At 62.8% G+C, this 22,427-nt stretch carries 14 protein-coding genes and 6 pseudogenes; 12 read left to right on the forward strand and 8 right to left on the reverse strand.

The window, feature by feature from the left end:
* From mmaA2 to F0Q45_RS14610, 3 genes and pseudogenes are all read left to right on the forward strand, one after another.
* Positions 1-369 (forward strand): annotated as a pseudogene (gene mmaA2, locus F0Q45_RS14600) (cyclopropane mycolic acid synthase MmaA2); the annotation flags it as partial.
* Positions 370-468: 99 nt separating this feature from the next.
* Positions 469-993 carry a bifunctional adenosylcobinamide kinase/adenosylcobinamide-phosphate guanylyltransferase gene (locus tag F0Q45_RS14605; RefSeq protein ID WP_149654624.1) on the forward strand — a complete coding sequence of 175 codons (525 nt, stop codon included), beginning with the start codon at positions 469-471 and terminating at the stop codon, positions 991-993.
* Between the two features lie 15 nt (positions 994-1,008).
* Positions 1,009-1,245 carry a hypothetical protein gene (locus F0Q45_RS14610; protein WP_149654625.1) on the forward strand — a complete coding sequence of 79 codons (237 nt, stop codon included), beginning with the start codon at positions 1,009-1,011 and terminating at the stop codon, positions 1,243-1,245.
* A gap of 435 nt (positions 1,246-1,680) precedes the next feature.
* Here F0Q45_RS14610 and F0Q45_RS14615 read toward each other — a convergent pair whose 3' ends face one another.
* Positions 1,681-3,177, reverse strand: coding sequence for a potassium/proton antiporter (locus F0Q45_RS14615; protein ID WP_149654626.1), 1,497 nt, complete (start codon positions 3,175-3,177; stop codon positions 1,681-1,683).
* A gap of 158 nt (positions 3,178-3,335) precedes the next feature.
* Here F0Q45_RS14615 and F0Q45_RS14620 point away from each other — a divergent pair, with 158 nt between their 5' ends.
* Positions 3,336-4,055, forward strand: coding sequence for a potassium channel family protein (locus F0Q45_RS14620; protein ID WP_188112952.1), 720 nt, complete (start codon positions 3,336-3,338; stop codon positions 4,053-4,055).
* A gap of 76 nt (positions 4,056-4,131) precedes the next feature.
* Here F0Q45_RS14620 and F0Q45_RS14625 read toward each other — a convergent pair whose 3' ends face one another.
* Positions 4,132-4,977: a hypothetical protein gene (locus F0Q45_RS14625; RefSeq protein WP_149654628.1), complete on the reverse strand. Its 846-nt coding sequence runs from the start codon at positions 4,975-4,977 to the stop codon at positions 4,132-4,134.
* Between the two features lie 737 nt (positions 4,978-5,714).
* On the opposite strand from F0Q45_RS14625, the gene F0Q45_RS14630 reads away from it, so the two are divergent.
* From F0Q45_RS14630 to F0Q45_RS14640, 3 genes and pseudogenes are all read left to right on the forward strand, one after another.
* On the forward strand, positions 5,715-8,657 hold the full coding sequence (locus F0Q45_RS14630; protein WP_149654629.1) for a BTAD domain-containing putative transcriptional regulator: 2,943 nt from the start codon (positions 5,715-5,717) through the stop codon (positions 8,655-8,657).
* 148 nt (positions 8,658-8,805) lie between these two features.
* Entirely contained in the window at positions 8,806-9,588 is a 783-nt protein-coding gene (locus F0Q45_RS14635; protein WP_188112949.1) for a TetR/AcrR family transcriptional regulator, read from the forward strand.
* 305 nt (positions 9,589-9,893) lie between these two features.
* Positions 9,894-11,544 (forward strand): annotated as a pseudogene (locus tag F0Q45_RS14640) (DUF4185 domain-containing protein).
* Between the two features lie 10 nt (positions 11,545-11,554).
* On the opposite strand, the pseudogene F0Q45_RS14645 reads toward F0Q45_RS14640, so the two are convergent.
* Positions 11,555-12,042, reverse strand: a pseudogene (locus tag F0Q45_RS14645) (pyridine nucleotide-disulfide oxidoreductase); the annotation flags it as partial.
* A 388-nt stretch (positions 12,043-12,430) separates the two neighbouring features.
* Between F0Q45_RS14645 and F0Q45_RS14650 the strand changes: the two are divergent.
* Positions 12,431-13,465 carry a polyprenyl synthetase family protein gene (locus tag F0Q45_RS14650; RefSeq protein WP_188112950.1) on the forward strand — a complete coding sequence of 345 codons (1,035 nt, stop codon included), beginning with the start codon at positions 12,431-12,433 and terminating at the stop codon, positions 13,463-13,465.
* A 50-nt stretch (positions 13,466-13,515) separates the two neighbouring features.
* On the opposite strand, the gene uppS is transcribed toward F0Q45_RS14650, so the two are convergent.
* From uppS to F0Q45_RS27760, 4 genes are all read right to left on the reverse strand, one after another.
* Complete coding sequence (uppS, locus tag F0Q45_RS14655) at positions 13,516-14,265, reverse strand: polyprenyl diphosphate synthase (protein ID WP_262491012.1); 750 nt, start codon at positions 14,263-14,265, stop codon at positions 13,516-13,518.
* A gap of 134 nt (positions 14,266-14,399) precedes the next feature.
* Positions 14,400-15,962 (reverse strand): MFS transporter, encoded by a 1,563-nt coding sequence (locus F0Q45_RS14660; RefSeq protein WP_149654632.1) that lies wholly within the window; start codon positions 15,960-15,962, stop codon positions 14,400-14,402.
* Between the two features lie 51 nt (positions 15,963-16,013).
* Positions 16,014-16,916 carry an NYN domain-containing protein gene (locus tag F0Q45_RS14665; protein WP_149654633.1) on the reverse strand — a complete coding sequence of 301 codons (903 nt, stop codon included), beginning with the start codon at positions 16,914-16,916 and terminating at the stop codon, positions 16,014-16,016.
* An 86-nt stretch (positions 16,917-17,002) separates the two neighbouring features.
* The gene (locus tag F0Q45_RS27760) at positions 17,003-17,251 is read right to left on the reverse strand and encodes a hypothetical protein (protein ID WP_188112951.1); all 249 of its coding nucleotides are present in this window, start codon (positions 17,249-17,251) and stop codon (positions 17,003-17,005) included.
* A gap of 268 nt (positions 17,252-17,519) precedes the next feature.
* On the opposite strand from F0Q45_RS27760, the gene F0Q45_RS14675 reads away from it, so the two are divergent.
* The 3 genes and pseudogenes from F0Q45_RS14675 to F0Q45_RS14685 all read left to right on the forward strand — a co-directional run.
* A complete protein-coding gene (locus F0Q45_RS14675) occupies positions 17,520-18,797 on the forward strand; it encodes an NRAMP family divalent metal transporter (protein ID WP_149654637.1) in 1,278 nt (425 codons plus the stop codon).
* A gap of 197 nt (positions 18,798-18,994) precedes the next feature.
* A pseudogene (locus F0Q45_RS14680) lies at positions 18,995-19,371 on the forward strand (molybdopterin-dependent oxidoreductase); the annotation flags it as partial.
* Between the two features lie 108 nt (positions 19,372-19,479).
* Positions 19,480-20,574: pseudogene (locus F0Q45_RS14685) on the forward strand (serine/threonine-protein kinase); the annotation flags it as partial.
* Between the two features lie 71 nt (positions 20,575-20,645).
* Here the strand turns inward: F0Q45_RS14685 and F0Q45_RS14690 are convergent.
* A pseudogene (locus F0Q45_RS14690) lies at positions 20,646-20,990 on the reverse strand (serine/threonine protein kinase); the annotation flags it as partial.
* A 389-nt stretch (positions 20,991-21,379) separates the two neighbouring features.
* Between F0Q45_RS14690 and F0Q45_RS14695 the strand changes: the two are divergent.
* On the forward strand, positions 21,380-22,427 hold a 1,048-nt coding region (locus F0Q45_RS14695), incomplete at its 3' end, for an FHA domain-containing protein (RefSeq protein ID WP_149654634.1).

The raw sequence follows: 22,427 nt of genomic DNA on the forward strand, positions 1-22,427 counted from the left end.
AGACAACAAATGGTCGATAACGGCTTGCCGCTTACTATGTGGCTGGCCCGCTTCCTGCGATTCATTCAAACCGAGATTTTTCCCGGCGGCCATCCGCCGACCATCGAAATGGTCGATGAGCAGTCAACGAAGGCGGGCTTTACCTTGACGCGACGCCAGTCGCTGCAACTGCATTACGCGCGGACCCTCGATCTGTGGGCGGAGGCGTTAGCGGGCAATAAGGACCAGGCCATCGAGATCCAGTCTGAAGAGGTTTACGAGCGCTACATGAAGTACCTGACCGGATGCGCCAAGCTGTTCCGGGAGGGCTATATCGATGTCAACCAGTTCACCCTGCAGAAGTCCGAGTCGGCCGGGCCACAGGATTGAGCCCGCTACCCGCCGATGCCTTTAGCGACAGCCGCACGCCAATGTTGCCAGTTACCTGGGGCGTCGAATAGGCACTACCGCTCTGCTTACGATGACGCGATGCGGATACTGGTCACTGGCGGCGTCCGCTCGGGAAAGTCCACGCACGCTGAGGCACTGTTGGCCGATGCCTTAGACGCTGTCTACATCACTCCCGGCCGTCCCGCCGATGGCAGCGATCCCGACTGGGATTCCCGGGTCGCGCTGCACCGTTCTCGTCGCCCACCGACCTGGCTGACGATGGAAACCGCCGACGTCGCAACGGCTTTGTCCCGCACACGACGTCCTGTCCTCGTAGACTGCCTGGGCACGTGGCTGACCGCTCTCCTGGACCGTGAGGCCTTGTGGGACACAGCGGCTGTTGACGTGTACGTCGCAGTCGACGAGCAACTCGACCGGTTGTGTGGGGCGTTAACCCGACTGGCCGATGCGATCGTAGTGACGAATGAGGTCGGCTTGGGTGTAGTTCCCGCCCATCGCTCGGGCGTGCTATTTCGGGATTTGCTGGGCACGATCAACCAACGCGTGGCAACCGTCTGCGATGAGGTACATCTACTCATCGCGGGCCGTGTGCTCAAGCTGTAGGGACCGCAGCCGCTGATGAGAAACGTAGTCCTACTCATCCGCAGCGGCCCGCAGCCATCGCGTGCTGGTGGTATGCCAGCTACCAGCGTACTGTTACCGGCCACGATCGACTCCCACGGTGTACGGATCGGTAACCTGCTCGGCGATATCCCGGCGTTGACTCCGGTCACCTGGCTCGTTCAGCGCCTATGGATGGCACTCCGCATATTCCCGGGGCAAGACTCCGATCAGCCGCGGCGCCTTGCCTGCTAGCGGACCGATACTCGTTGACTGTGCACATTGCCGAGAACTGCCTGGCTATGTTAACGCCGTGCTTGCGGATTCATGTCGCGGCCGAAGCGGGCTTGACTAGGTCGCACCAACCCGATACACAGCTTGCGCGGCCACCTCGATCACCGCGCCGCCCTCACCCACAACCAGATCCGCGAACACAACACCAATACCGAGATCCCCGTCCGCAGCCAACCCACCCGCAATCAACGCCGGCCCAATAGACTTACAACACGAATCGCGGGAGATTCCTACAGCAACCAAGAATCAAAGGGAACCGTGACTTTGCTACCGCTCGCCCCGGAGAATATCGAATGCAACGATTGTCCGGTTCTTTGGCCTGTACAGACCCGTTGGACGACACCATTCCCGATCTCTCGGCTCGCCCAGGCAGACGATACGGTGCCCGTTGGCCACTTAGTCGGGTTCGCCGAACTCGCCAAACCAGTAGGCCAGCTTGCCGCGCCGGCTCACCGCGCGCAGTCGCGACTCGGCCGCGGCCCGGGTTTTGCTGGTGGTGACGATCAGTAGCTCGTCGCCGCGCTCGATACGCGTGTCGGGCAGGGGCACAAATGTGTGGCCGTTGCGGATGATCAGGGTAATCACCGCCGGGTCGGGTAGCCGGAGTTCCAGGACCGTGACATTGTGCAGCCGCGACGGCGGTTGCACGGTCATCGTCAGCAGTTCTGCGTCAAGCACATCGAGGGGAGCCGCTTCCACCTGGATCTCCCGGGTGGCTTCGCGCGATATCAGACCCAACCGATGGGCGATCGGTCCAAGGCTCGGACCCTGCACCAAGGTGAAGACGACCACCAGCATGAACACGATATTGAGCAGGCGATAACTGTCGGGAACGCCCGCGACGATCGGAAAGGTTGCCAACACGATCGGCACCGCGCCCCGCAGACCCGCCCAAGACAGAAAGATCTGGTCGCGCCACGGCACACGGAAACCGGCGAGCGAAGTTACAACCGACAAAGGCCGGGCGATCAGAAGTAGGAGCAATCCGACGACTAACGCCGCAACCACATCATGCGCGACTTCGCTCGGCTCCACTAGCAGTCCGAGTAGCACGAACAACCCGATTTGCGCCAACCAGCCGACTCCCTCGGCGAATGATCGGGTCGCCGACCGGTGCGGGAGTCCCGAATTGGCCAAGACCACCGCCGCTAAGTAGGCGGCGATGAAACCGCTGGCGTGGCTCTCACCAGCGGCAGCGAAGGCGACCAGCCCCAGACCAAAGTTTGCGATGGGGTACAAGCCCGAGGCGGGCAGCGCGATGCGACGCAGTGCGAAGGCGCCAAGATAGCCGACCACCAGCCCGATCGCGGAGCCGGCAAGCAGTTCGAAGAGCAAATCGGCGACCGCGCCGCCGGGCTGGAAGACGAAGGGTACCGCGCTGAACATCAGCACAAAGATCACCGCCGGCGCATCGTTGAAGCCGGATTCAGCTTCGAGCAGCCCAGCAACACGGCGCGGCAACGGGAGTACCCGCAGGACGGAAAACACCGCCGCGGCGTCGGTGGAGGACACGATGGCTCCCAGTAGCAAGGCTGCCTGCCAATCGGTACGCAGCAGCAGGTGCGCCCCGACTGCCGTCACCGCCATGCTGATCAGCACTCCACCGGTAGCCAGGGTAGCTGCGGGCGCCAAAACCTTGCGGATATCGGCGAAACTCGTCGTCAAACCGCCTTCGACCAGAATCAGGGCCAGCGCTGCCGTGCCCACGTTCCTGGCTAGTTGCACATCGTCGAACTTCAGGCCCAGCCCGTCCTCGCCGACAACCACGCCGACCAACAGGAAAAGCAGCATGCTGGGAAACCCGACCCGATGCGCCAACCGCGTGCCCACAATGCTGGCCAACAGCACGATGCCACCGATCAGCAATGACAGGTACAGCTGCTGCAGGCTCATGTCGCTTCCGTCCAAATGATCTCGGCCGTGCTGCCGCGTCACCAACTGGCGGCCTCGGCACACAGCCCAGTAAATCAGTACGCGTCCGAGTCCTGCTCGGCCTGCAGCGCGAACTGGGGCAGCTGATAGGACAAGATGACGGGATGGCAATGCGAAAGATGCGGGTCGGGATTGCCGGCGCAGGCAAAGTCGGCCGCGCGGTCGCGCAGGAGTTGCTCGACGGCGGCCACAAGATCTTGTTGATCGAAAGGCAACGAAACAACTTTGAACCACACACGGTGCCTGACGCGGATTGGCTGCACGCCGACGCGTGCGAACTGGCGACGTTGCAGGAGGCGAGCATCGAAAGCTGCGATGTTCTGATCGCGGCTACCGGAGACGACAAGGCCAACCTCGTCGTAGGTCTGTTGGCCAAGATTGAGTTCGGGGTGCCCAGGGTGGTGGCCAGGATCAACGACCTTAACAACGAATGGCTGTTCGGCCAGGCATGGGGCATCGACGTGACAGTCTCAACGCCAGGTGCCATGGTTGCCGGTATTGAGGGTGCCATCGACGTGGGCCACCTCGTGCGGATCATGGGGCTTCGGGAGGGCCGTGCGGCGCTGACCAAACTCACGTTGCCAAAAGACAATCCACTGGTGGGGACGCGAGTTCGCGAGCTGGGCCTACCCGCCAACACCGCGTTGGTCACCGTCCTGCGAGGCGACGAAGTCAAAGTTCCACAGCCCGATGACATGCTCGAAGCCGGCGACGAGATGCTCTTCATCGCCGATAGCTTCTTGGAGCGTTCAGTTTGGGCCGCCATACACAGTGCCATGCCTGCGCCGCGCGCCGGCCAAGCGGGCGACGCCCGGCGGTCATCAGGCCTGAAGACCTGAATCCGGCACGCCCTGTCAGGCGCTCGGAACCGCCCACCGAGCAAACTCCATTTCGCTCAGTGTTTAGGAACGGTTCTCATCGTGCGGACCTACGTCGTCTCAACAGGCGTAAGAATCCGCCAGTTATGTTCGACAGGTCGAGAGGTAACCAGACCAGCAATGATTCGCCCTCGGCGTACCCTCCGGCGAGTTCGCAATAAAACCTTACGTCAGGGTCGTCTTCAAGTCGCCGTAGCGGCGATGCGTCACACGGTACTGCGGCTGACCACACTACCCACGGATTGTTTCCGACTGGTACGTAATTCCTTTGGGCGCTTGCCGCACGCGCCAGCGCTGCGACGTGGATGGGCGTCTGGTGCCTACGACCGGGGTAAATACGTGGCACTGTCGCGAGCAGCCGGTAGACCGCCGGGGATGAGCAGCGAGTGAGGTAGGCCAGCGGGGTACGTGGGTGCAGGAGCTTGAACCGCAGTGCCTGGCGTAGGCCGAAGAACCCGCTGCGCGTTCCGCCGTGATAGCCCCGTCGGAAAAACACCCCCGCGTGTATCAACGCATAGGATCTGGCCTGATATTCGATGTCCTCGAAGGCGGTGTAGCAGAAGCCGGCGAACTCGTTACCCTCTCCGTAGAACAACACGAAGCGAGCGTCACCAGCACCGAACACCACCGATGCGAATTCGTCACGCGTACAGCCATGCGTGGTTTCGCGGTAGATGTAATAGAACTCATCCACTAGTGCCGATAGCTGTGAAAGCTCAAGAGCTGCTGATCGCACGCATTCGCGGCGGACGATGCGCTTTGTCTGCCCATCAGCCGCGAGAGCGCTTGGCGACATCTCCGCGACGCCGCCGACGTCTTTGCTTGCCGAGTGCGAAGTGTTCAGCAGCGAAATCTTGGAGTTGGGTACGGGAAAAATCGGCATCGAGACTCCTTCGTTGTTTGAGCAAGAGTGATTCGCCTGTGGCACTAAACCTGTTGGCGCTGTTGGAGTCTCGCACTCTACAAAGATCCGCATGTCAAAATCCAGTTAATGCCAAGCTAATTCGGATGTGGAGCAAGAAAATGACCAACATGCGAATTTCGGAGCGATAACCTAGAGCGCTCCAGCTCCAAAACTAGCTCCGCAAACGGCATTACCGCATTTGTAGGAACGCCCGCTCCATGCCGGCCGATGGACAAGATGACCACGTCGAGGGCGAGCGGATCGAGGAATATGCCGTCCCCGTGCGTGTTTGATACCCGCTTTCGTCTTAGCGCGCGGCAGCGCGTCTGGTCCCTCGCTCCGCGCACGGCGGTCGCATCCCCGGAACGCTTGCTCCGTAGTTGGTGAGTCGCTCCGGGGTTTGCAGCGCAGGTGTTCTGGGTCAGAAGGCGTCCCAGGGTGTGTGTTTCGAGTCGTGACATCACCAGTAAGCTCGTCGGCGACATCGAGGTGCGCCCACGCTGCCATGGGTGTAGCAGGGGCCGGTGACCGGAGAGCGGTGCTAGTGCAGAGCGCATCCTCTGGCCTCTCTGCCGCCCTCGCGGTGGAGCGTCGACTCCTGTCTGAGCAGTGACGCTGAAGTCGATCACGGCAGCCGCCAAGATTGCTTGGGCGTCGTATGCTAAGCGGTACACGACACGCTGTACTTGCTACGTTGCAGAGAGGGTGTGCACCGGTTGGCGGTCGAGTTCCGGTTATTCGGCGGCGTTCGAGTCCTAGTCGACGGGCGGAAACTGGACATTGGTCCGGCCCGCCAGCGCTGCGTTCTCGCCGCACTGCTGATGGATCTGAACCACCCGGTACGGGGTGACCAATTGATCGACCGAGTGTGGGCGTACAGTCCGCCGCATCGGGCCCGAAATACGTTGGCGGTTTACGTATGTCGGCTGCGGAATTTGCTCGCGGACGTCAGCGACGTGACGATTTCGAGTGATCTGGGTGGCTATATCCTCACTGCCGAGCCGGCATCGGTGGACCTGCACCGCTTCCGTGCTGTGGTCGCGCAGGCCCGAGGTGCCACTGATCCGGAGGAGGCCGCAAGCTTGTTCGAGCAAGCACTGGCGATCTGGTCCGGTGAACCTTTCGTATTGCTTGACACGCCATGGATTAACAACGTTCGTGCCGCGCTGCAGGCGGAGCGATTCTCGGTAGAACTGGACCGCAACGATGCCGTACTCGGAGTCGGCCGACATGACGCTCTACTGGACAAGATATCCGCGGCGCAGATTGCCAACCCACTCAATGAACGCTTAGCCGGGCAGTTGATGCTGGCCCAATACCGTAGTGGCCGCCAGCACGAAGCGTTGGAGACCTATCGCCACATCCGGGAGCGACTCATTGAGGAACTGGGCATTGATCCCGGCCCGGCGCTGCGCCAGGTGCATCAGCAGATTCTCGCCGGTGAGCACGAGCCGCACGTAGCCAAGACGGCGACGACGCAGATGAATCGCGTGGTCGCGCATCAGGTTACCGTCGATCGACCACAGTCAGGGCTGTTGCGGCGGGCAACCAGCTTTATTGGCCAGGAACGGGAGCTACGACAGGTTGTGGCCGCGCTGCATCGTGGTCCGTTGGTAACCGTCACCGGAGTGGGCGGCGTGGGCAAGACTCGGCTGGCCCTTGAGGTCGCGCGGCGCGAGCAACAGCGTTTCAGTGAGGGCGTATGGGTATGCGAACTCGGTCCGCTAGACCACGGCAACGCCGTATCCCAGGTCGTCGCAGCCGCCGGACGAGTATGGCGACAACAGGGCCTCGATCTGGAGGAATCGGTGATCGAGTACCTGCGGCCGCACGAGATCCTGGTGATGATTGACAACTGCGAACACGTGCTGGAGGGGGCTGCGAGATTGGTGGCGCGGCTTGTTCGAAGCTGCCCGCGAGTGTCAGTCCTGGCGACTAGTCGGCAACCTCTTGGCATCGATGGTGAGCAAATTGTCGTCGTGCCGCCACTGCCGCGAGCAGACGCCATCCGGTTGTTCGCCGATCGAGCAAGGGCCAGCCGGCCAGATTTCAACCTTGATGACCAACCGGCCGGCGTCGTCGCTGAGATCTGTTCCCGCGTCGACTGCCTGCCTCTCGGGGTGGAGCTGGCGGCAGCACGCATCCGGATGATGAGCGCCCTTGATGTGGCGCGCCGCTTGGATGACCTACGACTCTTGGACGGCCGACGGTATGGAGTCCATCCCCGCCAACAGAGTTTGGCCGCAACGATCGCGTGGTCCTACCAGCTGCTCACGGAGACTGAGCAGTCGTTCTTCGCTCGGCTCTCAGTGTTCGCTGGCACCTTCGACCTCGAAGCCGCTCACCGAGTTTGCAGCCCAGCCGCCGCCGGCGAATACGACACGCTCAGGTTGCTGTCCGGTCTGGTCGACAAGTCCATGGTGGTGGTGCGCCACGTCACTGACCGGACCCGCTATTCCGTGCTAGAAACGCTGCGCGCGTTCGGGCGAGAACAATTGCAGCGCAGCGGAATTGCGAAGCAGTGCGCAATGCGACATGCCCGTTACTACGCAGAGCTGGCCGAGCGCGCCGGGGCTGGGATGCAAAGTCCCGAGGAACGCGACTGGGTCGATCGTGCGCTGCCCGACTACGACAACCTGCGCGCGGCGTTCGACCATGCGATGGCGGAGAACGCCACCGACCTGGCGCTGCGACTAGGCGCCGCCACGCCGGAGTTCTTAGGCTGGCGCATAGGGTACGAGGAGGCCGATCTGGCCGAGCAAGTCATCGCCGTCGCCGATCCCGATCATCCCCTCTACCCGGCCGTAGTCGGGGCGGCCGCTCGGGTAGCGTGGAATCACTCCGACTTTGCGCATGCGAAATCTCTGGTGGCCCTGGCACAAGGACGGCGCCCCTGCCGCGGAACGGCGCGCGTCGTCTATCCCTCAGACGTGCTCGCTGATATCGCGCTTTTTGAGGGTGACTTGCGCGGAGCCCGGTCATACTGGGAGGCCGAGGCAGAGCGCGCTCGTCGCGACGCAGACCCCATTCGGCTGGCCTGGACGCTTTATCTGTTCGCGATTTGCCAAGGTCTTCTGGCAAACCTTGATTCCGCCCTAGCAGCGGCGCAGGAGGCCGTTGAGGTGGCGGACACGGCGGACAACCCAACAGCGCGGGCGTTGGCCTACTTCGCCCTAGGCTATCTGCTGCGAAGGTCCGAACCAGAGCGATCGCTGGCTTTGTTCGACGATGCGGCGCGGCTGGCCGCGGACGTCCAGAATTTCTGGGTGTACGGAACCGCGCTGATGGGTGCAGCGGCGGCACGAGCCGCACACGGCGATCCCCACGAGGCGGCCCAAATGTTGATCGCCGTTCTCGATCATTGGGATCGGTTCGGTGATGTGACCGAGCAGTGGGTCGCCATACGCCATGTCACGCGGTTGATGTTTCGGATCGATAGCTATGCCGACGCCGCCCTCCTGCACTCTGCGCTGATTACCGCAGCAAAACCGACGCCGTTGACCCCTTCCCAGGTGGAGATTGTTGCGGACCGATTGGGCCCGGCCGGACTTCAGGCGGTCAGTGCGCCGCCCAGCAGCACCGCAGTGTTCGCGCGGGCCCGTTCAATGCTGCAGTCGCATGTCCAGCACGCGGGACGCGTAGCGGCCGTGGATCTTTGATAACTGTCAGGGTGCTGACCGCCAACCCAGCCCTACACGGAGCCAGATCGGCGGCCAAAGACGCCACTGGTCGCGCCTAATTGCGGTGACCAGGCAATTTAATCGCTTAACAATGATGTGCTGCAATCGCCAGGGCAAGGTATTGCCCGTGACGCAATCAATTTTGCACAAAATCTGCGACGGATCGGCTACGACGACGCCGGTCGAGGCGGATGCGGAGATCAAACGCTTCGTCGCGACCAGGCCCGAGAGCGCCCACAACGTGCGCAAAAGTAGTAGTCAGGGGGTGAGCCCTCTCGGCAGCGATCCCGACCTCGTCATCGACTCTGTCGAGTCACTTATTGTTCAGGGAGGGGTCGACGCGCTGACGATTCGCGCAGTCACACGAGCCAGTGGATTCTCCAACGGTTCGATCTACCGAACGTTCGGATCGCGCGGGGGCCTAGTTGGCCGAATGTGGATTCGCGCTGAACGCCGGTTCTTGACGCTGTTGACAAGTCTTGTCGATGAGGCGGGTAACCCGTTGGATGCGATTCTGGCCGCGGCACAGGCCTCGATTACCTATGCTGAACAATATCCGCAATCGGCGGCAGTGTTGTTTACCATGGATCGCGCGGAGGCATTAAGTCAGCCAATGCCGCCCGCAATCGCAGACCAACTGCGTGTACTGGACAATGAGTTCGACAGTATTCTCTTGCGGCTATCGCTCGACCTGTGGCATCGTACAGATGCTGACTCGATCGATTTGATGGCGGCCTGCGTGCTGGATCTCCCGAGGTGGGTTGCCTCGCGGGGCAGACGATATGCCACACCTATGGTTCGCGACTACCTTGGTGGAGCGGTACGTGCAGTGCTCGAAGTTGGGCCGCCATCGTTAACGAGCGATCGTGAGCTCAAGGCCGAAGAAGCGATATATAGAGTGCTCCTATAATGGTTCGCCCAGCTATAGTTTCCGTTGCCAAGAAGGTTTGTGGATGAACTGGTCAGCGGTTCGGTCCGGGCTCCGTCTACAGCGGGTTAACAAATCAGTATTCACGACTCCGTATGTTGTTTCGGGCTAATTGCAGCGAATTGGTCTTATACCCGGCTGTCGTCGGCTGCGCGTCGGCACTGGCGGCGCGGAAATGGTGATTGTCGCGCTGTCAGAGGCGTGGTTGGCTGCGGTGTCGGCGCTGGCCGTGAGGTTGGTGAGCGGCTGGCAGTTGGAGCCCAAGGGCGCGGCGCTTCCCATCGCGTATTCGAACAGGTGAGTTGCGACGGTTCAACTGGGTTGCGACACGGTCACGGAGGCATACCTATCAAGGATCACTGATCACAAAAGCCCCATGAATCACTATCGTCACATCAGCCACCTGCAGACGTCAATCGCGCGTTCTTGCTACCGGAAGGTTGTGACATGTCGACGTTCCATCGAGTCGCGTCGTTAACGGTGGCGTCGGCGGCCGCAGTCGGATTCATTAGCGCGGTCGGCCTGGCGCCGACAGCCGTGGCCGTGCCTTGCAGTGGCGATGCCGCCAACGCCCCACCGCCACCGAACGCCGTTGTGACCAACCCTGGGGGCACGACGCTGGGCCCCATCCCCAGAGGGCCCCGGCCACGCGGTGCTAACGAGCGCGCACCGCTACCCAGGCTGGGGCCGCTGTCGACGTTGCTCCGGCCGGGCACCCGATATTCGGCGCCGCTACAGCAGCAGTCGGCGACGCCTGGCCATCAAGAGGCGGTCACCCCGCCCGCTCCGCCGAACCCGGGCAACGCGCCTCCGAACGCGGCTCAGCTGGCTCCCAACGCAGCACCCGTCCCCGCCCCGGCGCCTGCGCCGGTGCCAGGGGCACCTGATCCTGGCGCCGCGCTTGGCGGCGCCACCACATCGCTCGCCGAGTGGGTGACCGGACCGGATAGCCCCAACAAGACCTTGGATCGGTTCGGCATCTCCGGGACCGACCTCGGAATCCTCTGGGACAACGGTGATCCGGCCAACCGCCAGGCACTCATGATCTTCGGCGACACCTTTGGCTATTGCGCCGTCAACGAACACCAGTGGCGCTATAACACCTTGTTTCGCAGTCAAGATCGTGATCTGGCTGACGGAATCCAAGTGGCGCCCGCAGACGCTGCCAACCGATACTCGGGCTCACCGGTGCGCCAACCCGGCTTCTCCAAACAGCTGATCAACAGCATCAAATGGGCGCCGAACGAGACGGGCATCATTCCGACCGCCGCCGTCTCCGTCGGTAGAACCCAATACGTAAACTTCATGTCCATCAGGGACTGGGGCCGCGACGGAGAATGGTCGACGAACTACTCGGGCATCGCGGTGTCCAAAGACAACGGCCAGAACTGGGGGGTCTACCCCGGTACTATCCGCGCCTCCGGGCCGGACAGTGGACGAGCCCGATTCGTTCCGGGTAACGAGAATTTCCAGATGGGGGCGTTCGTCAAGTCCAGTGATGGTTACCTCTACTCGTTCGGCACCCCGTCCGGGCGCGGCGGCTCGGCGTATCTTGCCCGAGTTCCTCAGCAGTTCGTGCCGGATCTCGCCAAATACCAGTACTGGAACGGTGATTCGAATTCCTGGGTGCCAAACAAGCCGGACGCTGCTACGCCGGTGATCCCGGGCCCGGTGGGCGAGATGTCGGCTCAGTACAACACTTATCTCAAGCAATACCTGGTGATGTACACCAACGGTATGAACGACGTGGTGGCAAGGACAGCGCCGGCCCCGCAGGGGCCGTGGAGTCCGGAGCAGATGCTGGTGTCGTCATGGCAGCTGCCCGGAGGCATCTACGCGCCGATGATGCACCCCTGGTCTACCGGCAAAGACGTGTACTTCAACCTGTCGCTATGGTCGGCCTACAACGTCATGTTGATGCACACCACACTGGGATAGCGTTCGGGCGTTAGACCAGCGGGTGGTTTTCCCGCACCCCGCGATAGATGCCCCACCGCACGATCCCCGGCATCACCACCTGTTGCACTAACCACGACGGGAAGCGAACCGAGTGGCCGGTGGGCAAGAAGACCTCCAGCCCCTCGGCCTGCACACCCAGTAGCGAACCCCAGCGCCGCCCCGGCGCCCGATCGGAACGCAGTGGCCGGCCCGTGAATTCCGCGTGGATATTGTTGGCCAGCAAGACATCTCCACGATTACGGGCCGAACTACGAAGTGGGTCAGTGGCTGCGACGTCGCCGACGACGAACACTTTCGGTTGACCGGGCACCCTCAGTTCCGGTGTCACGCGAACCAAGCCGTGCTCATCGAGCAGGTCCGTCGGCAGCCAGGCGGTGTGCGGGTGAAGCCGTTGTGAGCCACGGCGCGGTGGCCGGCATGCAGGCCCACACCCAGGCCGCCCAATCGCCTGCCGATGCGTTCCCAGACTCGCGGGTGACGGGGTGCCGTCATAGGTCCGGCCCAAGACCGAAGTTCTTGGTCACGTACCAATGCGGGTTTGGCCGAGATTCCAACCACGTCGAAGTGCCGGGAGCGCCTGATCGCGGTCAGCATGCCTACGTCACCCAGTCCGGCGATGACAACGCGATTGCGATTCATGCCGTCCTCCAACCCCGCGGTCGAGGCACAAGCCGCGACACCCGGGCGATTGCTGCATCCGCACCTTCGGCGACGGGAAGTTCGCGGTTTCTGGGCATTTTTCTTGCGTTTCGAAGAATGCTCTGCGCCTCAGCTTTGCCTCGGGTAAATTTATTTCGGCATTCGGCCACGTCAAACCAGCCTATCGGGAGCGAGCGGACAACGGCGTGATCGCAGGAGGTAGCGGATGAACGAGGCCGCGCAGTCGATTCTTGGTCATCCACTCACGACGAGCATGAAATCCATTCTGGACGAAGCTCGACTCCTGGTGGAACCGATGCTGCACGCTGTCGTGGAAAAGCTTCCAGCTGAAATACTCGAGGTTGCCGGTTTCCATTTTGGTTGGTGTGACATCGATGGCGGCAAGGATCCGCGGGCAGGCGGCAAGGCGGTACGGCCGGCTCTGACATTCGCCTGTGCGAGGGCGGTGGGCGGTTCGGTGCGCCCAGCTGTTCCAGCGGCGGCCGCAGTGGAGCTGGTGCACAATTTCTCGCTGCTGCACGACGACATCATGGACGGCGATATCACCCGACGGCACCGTCCCACCGCATGGGCGGCATTCGGCGTGCCGAGAGCATTACTAGCCGGCGACGCACTATTTGTGTTGGCGGTCGACCTGATAAGCAGTGGGACGGCGGGGCAGGCGCTGCGGGCAGCCCTGTTGCAAATGTGCGCCGGACAGTCAGACGACCTGGCTTTTGAAAACCGTGCTGACGTGGCGCTGCCGCAGTGCATTCGCATGGCAGAAAATAAGACGGGCGCGTTGTTCAGTCTTGCTTGTCAGCTGGGCGCGCTTTCTGCGGCGGACGATATTGCGCTCGCCGAAGAATACCGAAAATTTGGGCGTCATTTAGGTATTGGCTTTCAGCTGATCGACGACGTGCTTGGAATCTGGGGACACGAGTCGGTGACCGGCAAGCCTGTCTATTCGGATCTCAAGTCCCGGAAGAAATCGCTCCCGGTGGTCGCAGCGTTGTCTTCTGGCACACCAGCTGGCCGCAAATTAGCAGCACTTTATCAGCGCACCGCTGTCTTGAGTGAGCATGAATTGGGGCAGGCTGCCGACTTGGTTGAAGAAGCTGGCGGTCGAGCCTGGGCGGAAGCCCAAGCTGCGCGTTATCGCGCTAATGCACTCGAGGTGCTCGCTGCGGCCGAACCAGAGCAGAGGGGGGCGATGGAATTGCAGGCGCTGGCCGACCTGGTCACAGCGCGGATGTCTTGACAGCCGGCAAGACGATATGCGCGGCGAAACAGGGTCAACGATCGCGAGCGCTATGGGCTGATTCGTTCGACGCCGATCGTCGGGTCGCTCGGTGGGCGATGCGACGTTCCCAGCGTGCGTACTCGTTTTGCGAAGTCCGCGAGCGCCGTCTCGAAACATTCGCGGGTAAAGTCGGGCCACAATTCATCGAGGAACAGCAACTCGGAGTAGGCCGATTGCCAGAGGAATCCGTTAGACAGACGTCGATCACCTCCAGTGCGAATGATGAGGTCCGGATCGCACATCTCAGGTGCGTAAAGCATCCGTCGGAATGCCTCCGAACCGCCGCCGTCATAGTGCCGGGCGGCGTTCAATATTTCCTGGCGCCCGCCGTAGTTGACCGCGACGAACAACCTCATTCGATCGTTGTGCGCGGTGGCAGTCTCAGCACGACCTATCGCATCAAGCACCGCCTGCGGCAGGCCATCGCGCGAGCCCACCACCCGCAGCCGGATGCCAAGAGGTGCCAGCGCCTCGATGCCGCGATCAAACAAGGTGGAAAAAACGTTCATCAGCCCTGCGACCTCGGCAGAGGTGCGCGCCCAATTTTCAGTAGAGAAGCCAAAAAGCGCCAGCTGTTCGATGCCAAGTTCGCAGGCATCGCGAACGCGCTTGAACGCAACATCACCACCGGCCAGGTGGCCTTGCATCGCTGACAGTCCTCGCTGGGCGGCCCAGCGGCCGTTACCGTCGGGGCAGATGGCGACGTTGCGCGGAAACCGAGCGGTTATCGAACGCGACTGACGATTCAGCTGGTGCATGAATACCGGGCCTTAGCTCGTTAACGCTCCACATTGTGCCTTGCATTTGCGGACGCATCCAACATCCGCACCCCTATTTTGCGTGATGTTATACAGAGCTTGCGCATCGACGGGCCAAAATGCGCCTGCCTGGCTCATCCGGCTGAAGCCGGTGTCGTAGTGTCGTCCTCCCGGCCGGCGCCGCGCTTGGGCAACACGATGACAACTACGACCGCGGATGCGACTGCGATCGCGGCGCACATCTGGCAGCTCACCCACAAACCGCTGAGGAACGCCGACTCGACCGCCTGGCGGGCATTGCTTACTTGCGTCGCAGGTAGTTGGCCTATGACATGCTCGGCTGTCGCCATCGACTGTCGCATGGCGCCGCGCACCGCGGGATCCAAACCCAGCAGCGAGGCATCGTGGTCGAGCCTGTTCATGTAGATCGACGCGAATACGCTACCGACGATCGCCACACCAAGGCTGCCTGTCAGCTGGCGCAACGCGCTGGCCACCGCTGCTCCAACCCCCGCGGCCGCCAAGCTTAGCGAGCCCATGACTGACTCTGTGGCAGCTGCGACCGTAAACCCAAGTCCGGCGCCGAACAATGCCATCGCTGGCCCGATTGCCCAATAGGTCGTGTCCGCGCGGAATGTGCCCGACCATGCCATCGCGACGGCGAAAATCATTAGGCCCATGAAAACCACCCCACCGGTGCCGATCCGCTCGGCGACTCCCGGCGTAAGAATGCTGGCCGCAAAAACTCCAACCGCGACAGGCAGTAACCGCAAGCCGGTTTCCAAAGCGGTGAATGCAGCAAGGAATTGCAGGTACTGCGTCATCACAAAAACAAAACCAAATAGCGCCAGATAGGCCGCAGATACGGCGAGGCAGCCTCCGGAGAACCGACGGTTGGCGAAAATCGAGAGTTCGAGCATCGGATGTGGGGATCGCAGTTCCCACCAGCCGAACGCGACCAGAACCATGACTGCTGCGAGGAAGCCTGCCCAGGTGCGTTGGCTGACCAAGCCGGCGTTAGGTGCCTCAATAATCGTGTACGTAAGCGCGGTCACTCCCATCGCGGACAACAGCAGACCGGCGACATCAGGTGATGGCCTAGCGGCGTCGCGCGAAGTTGGCACGAACAGTATTGACCCGACGATCGCGAGGGCGGCGATAGGTACGTTGACCAAAAAAATTGAGCCCACCGGGAAGTGTTGGACCAGCCATCCGCCCGCGATCGGTCCGACGGCCACCCCAATGCTTCCCGTCGCCGTCCACAGCCCAATTGCCTTGGCACGCTTGACCGGATCGGTGAAGATGTTGGTGATCAACGCCAATGTCGTGGGAAAGACACTGGCCGCGCCGAGTCCCATTGCAGCGCGGACTGCGATGAGCGCCTCTGGTGTCGCCGTGGTGGCTGCAACGGCGGAAGTCGTGGCGAAAAGAGCCAGACCGAAACACAGCAAGCCACGCCTGCCGTAGCGGTCGCCGAGGTTGCCCGCCGCAAGCAAGAACGCAGCAGCGGTCAAGGGATATGCATCGACGATCCACTGCAGTTCGGCGTTACCGGCCTTCAAATCGCGGGCCAACGTAGGCAGGGCCACATTGACGATCGTCGTATCGATGCCAGCGATGAAGATGCTGAGACAAATGACAACCAGCGCCAAGTTGCGGCGAACAGGCCCGACGGTACGACTCGAAACAAGACACATAGACCTGTCAAACTAGTTGCGCGTGAGCAGGACCTTCAAGTTCTGCAATGTCTACACCCGAGCCGCTGCCGGCCCCCCGCCGCCGGCCTCCTCGCTGTGCAAGCGAACCAGACGCGTCGTGCTGCTCTCGTCGAGATCGACGAGATCGCTGCGCGAGCGCAGAAAGTCGCTAAATGACTTGAAGCCCAACGACTTCTCGCTGAACGAAGGATCCATCCGTTTCATCTGAGCCTTCACCGCGGAGTTGTGCAGCCAGTCGCCGTCTTCTTTTTCCTGGCCGATCCGCAATGCGCGCTCGAGGAGCCCGGTGGCAGCGGCCTGCGGGTCGGGTGGCATCGGCTCATCGTCGGATTCGGTAGCGCTCGTGCGACGGCCGCGTTTCTTGGCCTCGAGCGCCGGCGTGGCGATGCTAGGTATTCCGGGAAGCGCATCATATGTGACGAAATCGTCGCACGCAGCGGCCAATGACTGGCTACTGGCGCCCGCCACTCCGATGCCCACGACATAGCGTCCCAGGCGCCTGCAGCGCTGTGCCAGAGCAATGTAGTCCGAGTCGCCGCCCACGATGACGACATGGGTGAGATCCGGCAGGCGGAACATGTCCTCGACGGCGTCGACGGCCAGGCGGATGTCGGCCCCGTTCTTGCCGTATGCGGCTGCGGGAAATAGTTGGACAAGGTCGACGGCGCGGCCCACGAGCTGCCCGTGATAAGCGGCATTCACGTCGGCAGACCAATCCGCGTACGCGCGCGTGAGCACCAGGGTGCCGAAGGAGGAAGCAAAATCGATGATGGCGCCGATGTCGACGGTCGCCAACTGCAACCGTTCCTTATCGTGGCCTTTCGACTTGTCCCGATGGAACGTGTTGCGGCCGTGCACTTGCTCGTAGCGCGAGATCACGATGTTGTCGAAGTCGAAGTACACCGCCACACGGGTCGCACTGGGTTCGGTCATGGCTCCTGCGTCGTTAGAGGAAGGGCTAAGTCTGCCGGTCTCTGGAGAACAACTATCCGGTCATCGTGCGCCATTCAATCAGAGCCTTACAAGCTCGAAGAATCGTCCACATTTCCACCGTCGTCGGTTCCGGCAACTCCCTCGTCGTAGCCGAAGGTAAACAACGGAGTGTTCGCCGGCGGAACCGGCGTGCTCAGCATCGCTGTGGTCGCCGGGGGCGGCAGCACTGCCCTGGCGGGTGACCAATCGGGAGGACTGGCCAGTGGCAACCTAGCGATCGTCGCTGGCAACGGCTCTGGCGCAAGCGCGCCTGCAACGGCATCCTCAACATGCATCGGCGATGACCTCGCGAGCGAAGTGTTGGGCTAACAACCGCGAAGTCCTCGCGCCGATACCGCCGCCACCCGTAGGCGAGCAGCGGGCGGATGTGCATGGGGTCGTTCATGCTGAAAAATCGCGGGTCACGGGCGAAAGTTGTCGTTGATGTGCCATGGCTGGCAATGTTTCGCGGGAGTACCGGCGGGCCGATGTCGGCGTTTTGGCATCCCGGTACGGCGCATCAAGCTGCTGTCGCATTGAGGGGTTAGTCGAGCCGTGACCGGGATATCTGAACCAGCGGAAAATGCTTGGGAGCGCTCGTCGCCGGAATCCGTGTCGAGCCGCCGGCGGTGGGCACTGCTGGCCGTGTGGGGCCCGGGCCTGGTGGTGATGTTGGCCGACACCGACGCAGGTTCGCTGATCACCGCGGCCCAGTCCGGCGCCCAATGGGGCTATCGGATGGTGCTGCCCCAACTGATTCTGATGCCGATCCTGTATGTGGTTCAGGAAATGACCGTGCGGCTGGGCATCGTTACCCGCCGCGGTCATGGCGCGTTGATCAGAGAGCGGTTCGGCCGCGGCTGGGCGTGGCTTTCAGCGCTCACCCTATTCGCGTCGGCGATTGGTGCGCTGCTGACCGAGTTTGCCGGGGTTGCCGGGGTCGGCGAACTGTTCGGTGTGTCGCGCTGGATCAGCATCCCCATTGCGACCGTGATGTTGCTGGGGTTGGCGCTGACCGGCAGCTACCGGCGGGTCGAACGCATCGGCTTGGCCATCGGCGCGGCCGAACTGGCGTTTCTGGTAGCCATGGTGATGGCCCGGCCACAGTTGGACCAATTGCTGAAGGGCTTGACATCGATGCCGTTGGGCAACTCGTCGTACTTGGTGCTGGTCGCGGCCAACGTTGGCGCCGTGATCATGCCGTGGATGATCTTTTACCAGCAGGGCGCGGTGGTGGACAAACACCTAGCGTCAGCCACAATCCGTCAGGCCCGATACGACACCGCGACCGGCGCCGTGCTGACCCAGCTGATCATGATCGCGGTGGTAGTAACCGTCGCGGCGACCATCGGGTCCAGCCAGGGCTCGGCGAGCCTAGAAACCGTCGGCCAAATCGCGAGCGCCCTCACCCCCTATCTGGGCAGAAGCGGCGGCACTATCCTGTTCGGTTTGGGCATGCTGGGCGCGGCTCTTGTCGCGGCAATCGTCGCTTCCCTTGCCGGCGCGTGGGGCCTAGCCGAAGTGTTCGGCTGGCGGCACACCCTCAACCAGCGACCCAATCGAGAAACCGCAAAGTTTTACATTACCTACGCGCTTGCACACCTGATCGGCGCTGCACTTGTGTTGGGCAGCGTCGACTTGGTCAACCTCGCCGTGGATGTTGAAGTCATGAACGCCCTGCTGCTCCCCATCGTGCTGGGCCTATTGTTGGTGCTCGAAGCCCGCGCGCTGCCCCAGCAGTGGCGCATGAGCGGAGCCCGTAAGTACATCACGCGTACCTTGTGTCTGCTACCGATTGCCTTCGGCCTATACATGGTGCCGCGAGCCCTCGGCTGGGCCTAGGCCACGCAACACCCTTCTGCTAACAGCCGAGTCGGCGGGATTCGCGGCAACCGCGACGATATGTGGGGCCGCGGCCACATCTGCCCGAAAGGCGTATCGCTGGGCGCCGGAGGCGAGCTGGACCGCGGCGTTTCGGCGCTGCACGCAGTTGCTGGCGCCGGCGAGCGACAAGTACGGGATCGGCGCGGTCACCGGAAATCGGCGAAGACCGTGTCCGCGCGTTGGCCCGCGAACTTGCCGCTGCCGAGTGCTCAGTCGTGTATAGCCGAATTTGACTGTGCGACTGTGCGACTGTGCGTTTGCCAGCTTTGGCCAGCTGGCTGGTCGTTGTGATCAACATTCTGACCGGACATTTCGACACTCCTGGTGGCGCGATGTTCCCGCGGCCTGCGGCGTGCCTGGCTGAAGAAATCACACCCCGGGTGAAGGGCAGCGCAAGGCACTGATCACAGTCGCCGGAAACCCGGTGCTGTCCACGCCGGGCAGCGACCAGCTCGACGAAGTACTGCCGCTGTTGGAAGCGATGATTTCCGTTGATCTTTGGCTCATCGAGAGCACGGTGCCAGTCGAGGTCACAGATGCCGCACGGCTGGGGGCACGGAAAGCCAGGTACCCGCATGTCGGTGGCCAACAGATCAGTGATCTTCGAACCCTCTACAGCATGGCGGGCTACGATGCCGCCATGCCGCTCGCCGAAGGTTCGACGTTCGCCGGCTACACCATCGTCCGACAGCTGGGCTCCGGCGGGATGGGCGAGGTCTATCTGGCTCGACATCCGAGACTGCCCCGGCAGGACGCACTCAAGGTCCTGCGGCCAGAGGTGTCTGCCGATACCGAGTACCGGGAACGTTTTAACCGCGAAGCCGACGCGGCGGCCTCGCTGTGGCATCCGCATGTCGTCGCCGTACACGACCGGGGCGAAACCGACGGCCAGCTGTGGATCGACATGGACTACGTCGACGGCGTCGATGCGGTGCAGTTGCTGCGCGACCGCTACCCCAACGGAATGCCCGGACCCGAGGTCACCGAAATCGTCACCGCCGTGGCCGAGGCGCTCGACTACGCGCACGAACACAAGCTCTTGCACCGCGACGTCAAACCCGCCAACATACTGATCTCCAAACCCGATTCCCCGGACCGGCGCATCATGTTGGCCGACTTCGGGATCGCTGGTTGGGTGGGGGAAGCCAGCGGATTGACTGCGACGAATATGACCGTGGGCACCGTGTCCTATGCACCTCCGGAACAACTGATGGGTCGGGAACTCGACGGGCGGGCCGATCAATATGCGCTGGCAGCAACGGCGTTTCACTTGCTGACGGGCTCCCCGCCGTTCCAGCACTCCAACCCCGCCGTAGTCATCAGCCAGCACCTCAGCGCGTCACCACCGGCTATCGGCGATAGCCTGCCGGCCTTCGCGGAACTCGACCAGGTTTTCGCTAAGGCGCTGGCCAAAGACCCCAAGGATCGCTACCAGCGGTGCATCGACTTCGCGCGGGCACTGGGCCATCGGCTGGGCGGCGGCGGCGATGCCGACGAAACGCGTATCTCCCAACCGGTCACAGTGCCGGTAGCAACGGCCAAGCGGTCGCTGACCCGACCCGCGGTCATCGTCGCCTCAGTACTAGCGGTACTGCTGGTCATCGCAATTTCCGTAGCGCTCCGAGAATTTCGGCTCGCCGATGACGAGCGTGCCGCGCCGCCTGCGGCGACCACATCAACTACGTCGGCAACCACTACCAGCACCACGGCTACCACTTCATCCCCACCCACCACCGCCGAATGTCCCCGTGTGCGTCAATGTCGGTCGGCGGGTCAGCGTCAGCGGCTGCGTGTAGTTCGCTGAGATCACGGCAAGCCGTTGCTTCGGCGAATCTCTTCACGGCATTCACGGCGGGTTTGGCCCGTCTGCTGCATGCAGATGCGGATCGGCGATTCTTGCTCGGTGGGCAGCGGCGTCTCGGTCGGCTCGGCCGTGGCGGTGATCGTTGGACTAGCCACCGCACCCGGAGTAAGTGACCAGATCGTCGTGTTGGTGCCCTGCAGCGTCGAACAGTAGGCCGTGGCCCCGGTCTTGGTGATGCCAGTGCTGCCGACCGGGGAACAGATGGCGCCGATCACGACCACGGGTGCGGCCGCCGCCGTCGTGGTCTCCGCAGGTGCGGCCGCAGTAGTGGGCGGGGTGGTGGTGGGGGAGGCGGATAGTCCTCGGACCATCACGGCGAACACTTCAGGGGTGGCAGTCAACGCCAGAGCGGCGATCGCGACCGCGGATGACGGCCGCTTCCAGGGAAGCATTGACGTCTCCTTGCTGCTAACTGGCAATTCCCGGCTTTTCCTGACCAACCGGTGCGTCGCGGATAGGCAACAGATTAGCTGCGCGGGTGCGTGGAAGGCGGCGTCAATCAATACAGCCGTGCCGTGCCGCTTACGGCGGAGCCGGCGGCAGCTAGACCCCAGAGCACCCGAGGCGGCCGCACCCTGCGGCGATGACCTCGGGGGCTTGCCGTGCTCGACGCGCCGGTCGGCCGGCGATCCCCTGACGTAACACGTACTGACGTCCTGTTCTGCAAGCGTCATCGATGCCGTTACAGTGGGTCCCGATGACCCAAACAGCCGCCCCGCCGGTGTTAACCGTGCGGTACAACGGAGCTGAGCGCACCTTCGCCGCAGGCCACGATGTCGTAATAGGGCGTGATCTGCGGGCCGATGTCCGCGTCGCGGACCCGCTAATCTCCCGGGTGCACCTGCTGGTGCGTTTCGACCAGGGCCGATGGGTAGCGATTGACAACGGCAGTCTCAACGGCCTGTACATCGACAACCGGCGTGTCCCGGTCGTCGACATCCAGGACGGCCAGCGCGTCAATATCGGCAACCCCGACGGTCCCGCTCTGGATTTCGGGGTCGGCCGCCGCCAGCAAGGTTCTGTCGGGCGCCCACCAGCGACGACAGCAATGCCGGTGCCTCCCATGCCCAGCGCGGCGTGGCCCGTTCAAGGCCCGCCGCAAACCGGGACGCACCGGCCCGGCCAGCCGCAACAGCCGCCGCCGACCACGCGGATGCCGGGCCAGCCGCCCAGCGGGCCGCAGCATCTTCCGCCGTCGGCGCCGCCGCCGCAATTCCCGACGGGCGTTCAACCGATGCGCCCGCACTCCGGTCCCCAACCGGCACCACAGATCTACCGCCCGCCGACGGCAGTTCCGCCGCCTCCGCTGGTCGCGCGTCCCAGCGGTGAGACGGGCAATATCGCGACGTCGATGATGAAGATCCTGCGGCCCGGCAAGGCTGCCGGCGAGTTGCCGCCCGGCTCGATCAGAATCGGCCGCGCCGACGACAACGACGTCGTCATTCCCGAGGTGCTGGCGTCGCGTCACCACGCAACGCTGATCCCGACGCCCAGCGGCACCGAGATCCGCGACAACCGCAGCATCAACGGCACTTTCGTCAACGGCGTGCGCGTCGAATCGGCGTTGTTACGCGATGGCGACGTCATCACGATCGGCAACATCGACTTGGTTTTCGCCGAAGGCGTGCTGACGCGGCGAGAAGAGAGCCTGCTGGAAACGCGCACCGGCGGCCTCGATGTGGGCGGGGTGACCTGGACGATCGAGGGCAATAAGACGCTGCTGG

Source organism: Mycobacterium simiae (assembly GCF_008370645.1).
In the GTDB taxonomy this organism is placed as follows: domain Bacteria; phylum Actinomycetota; class Actinomycetes; order Mycobacteriales; family Mycobacteriaceae; genus Mycobacterium; species Mycobacterium simiae_A.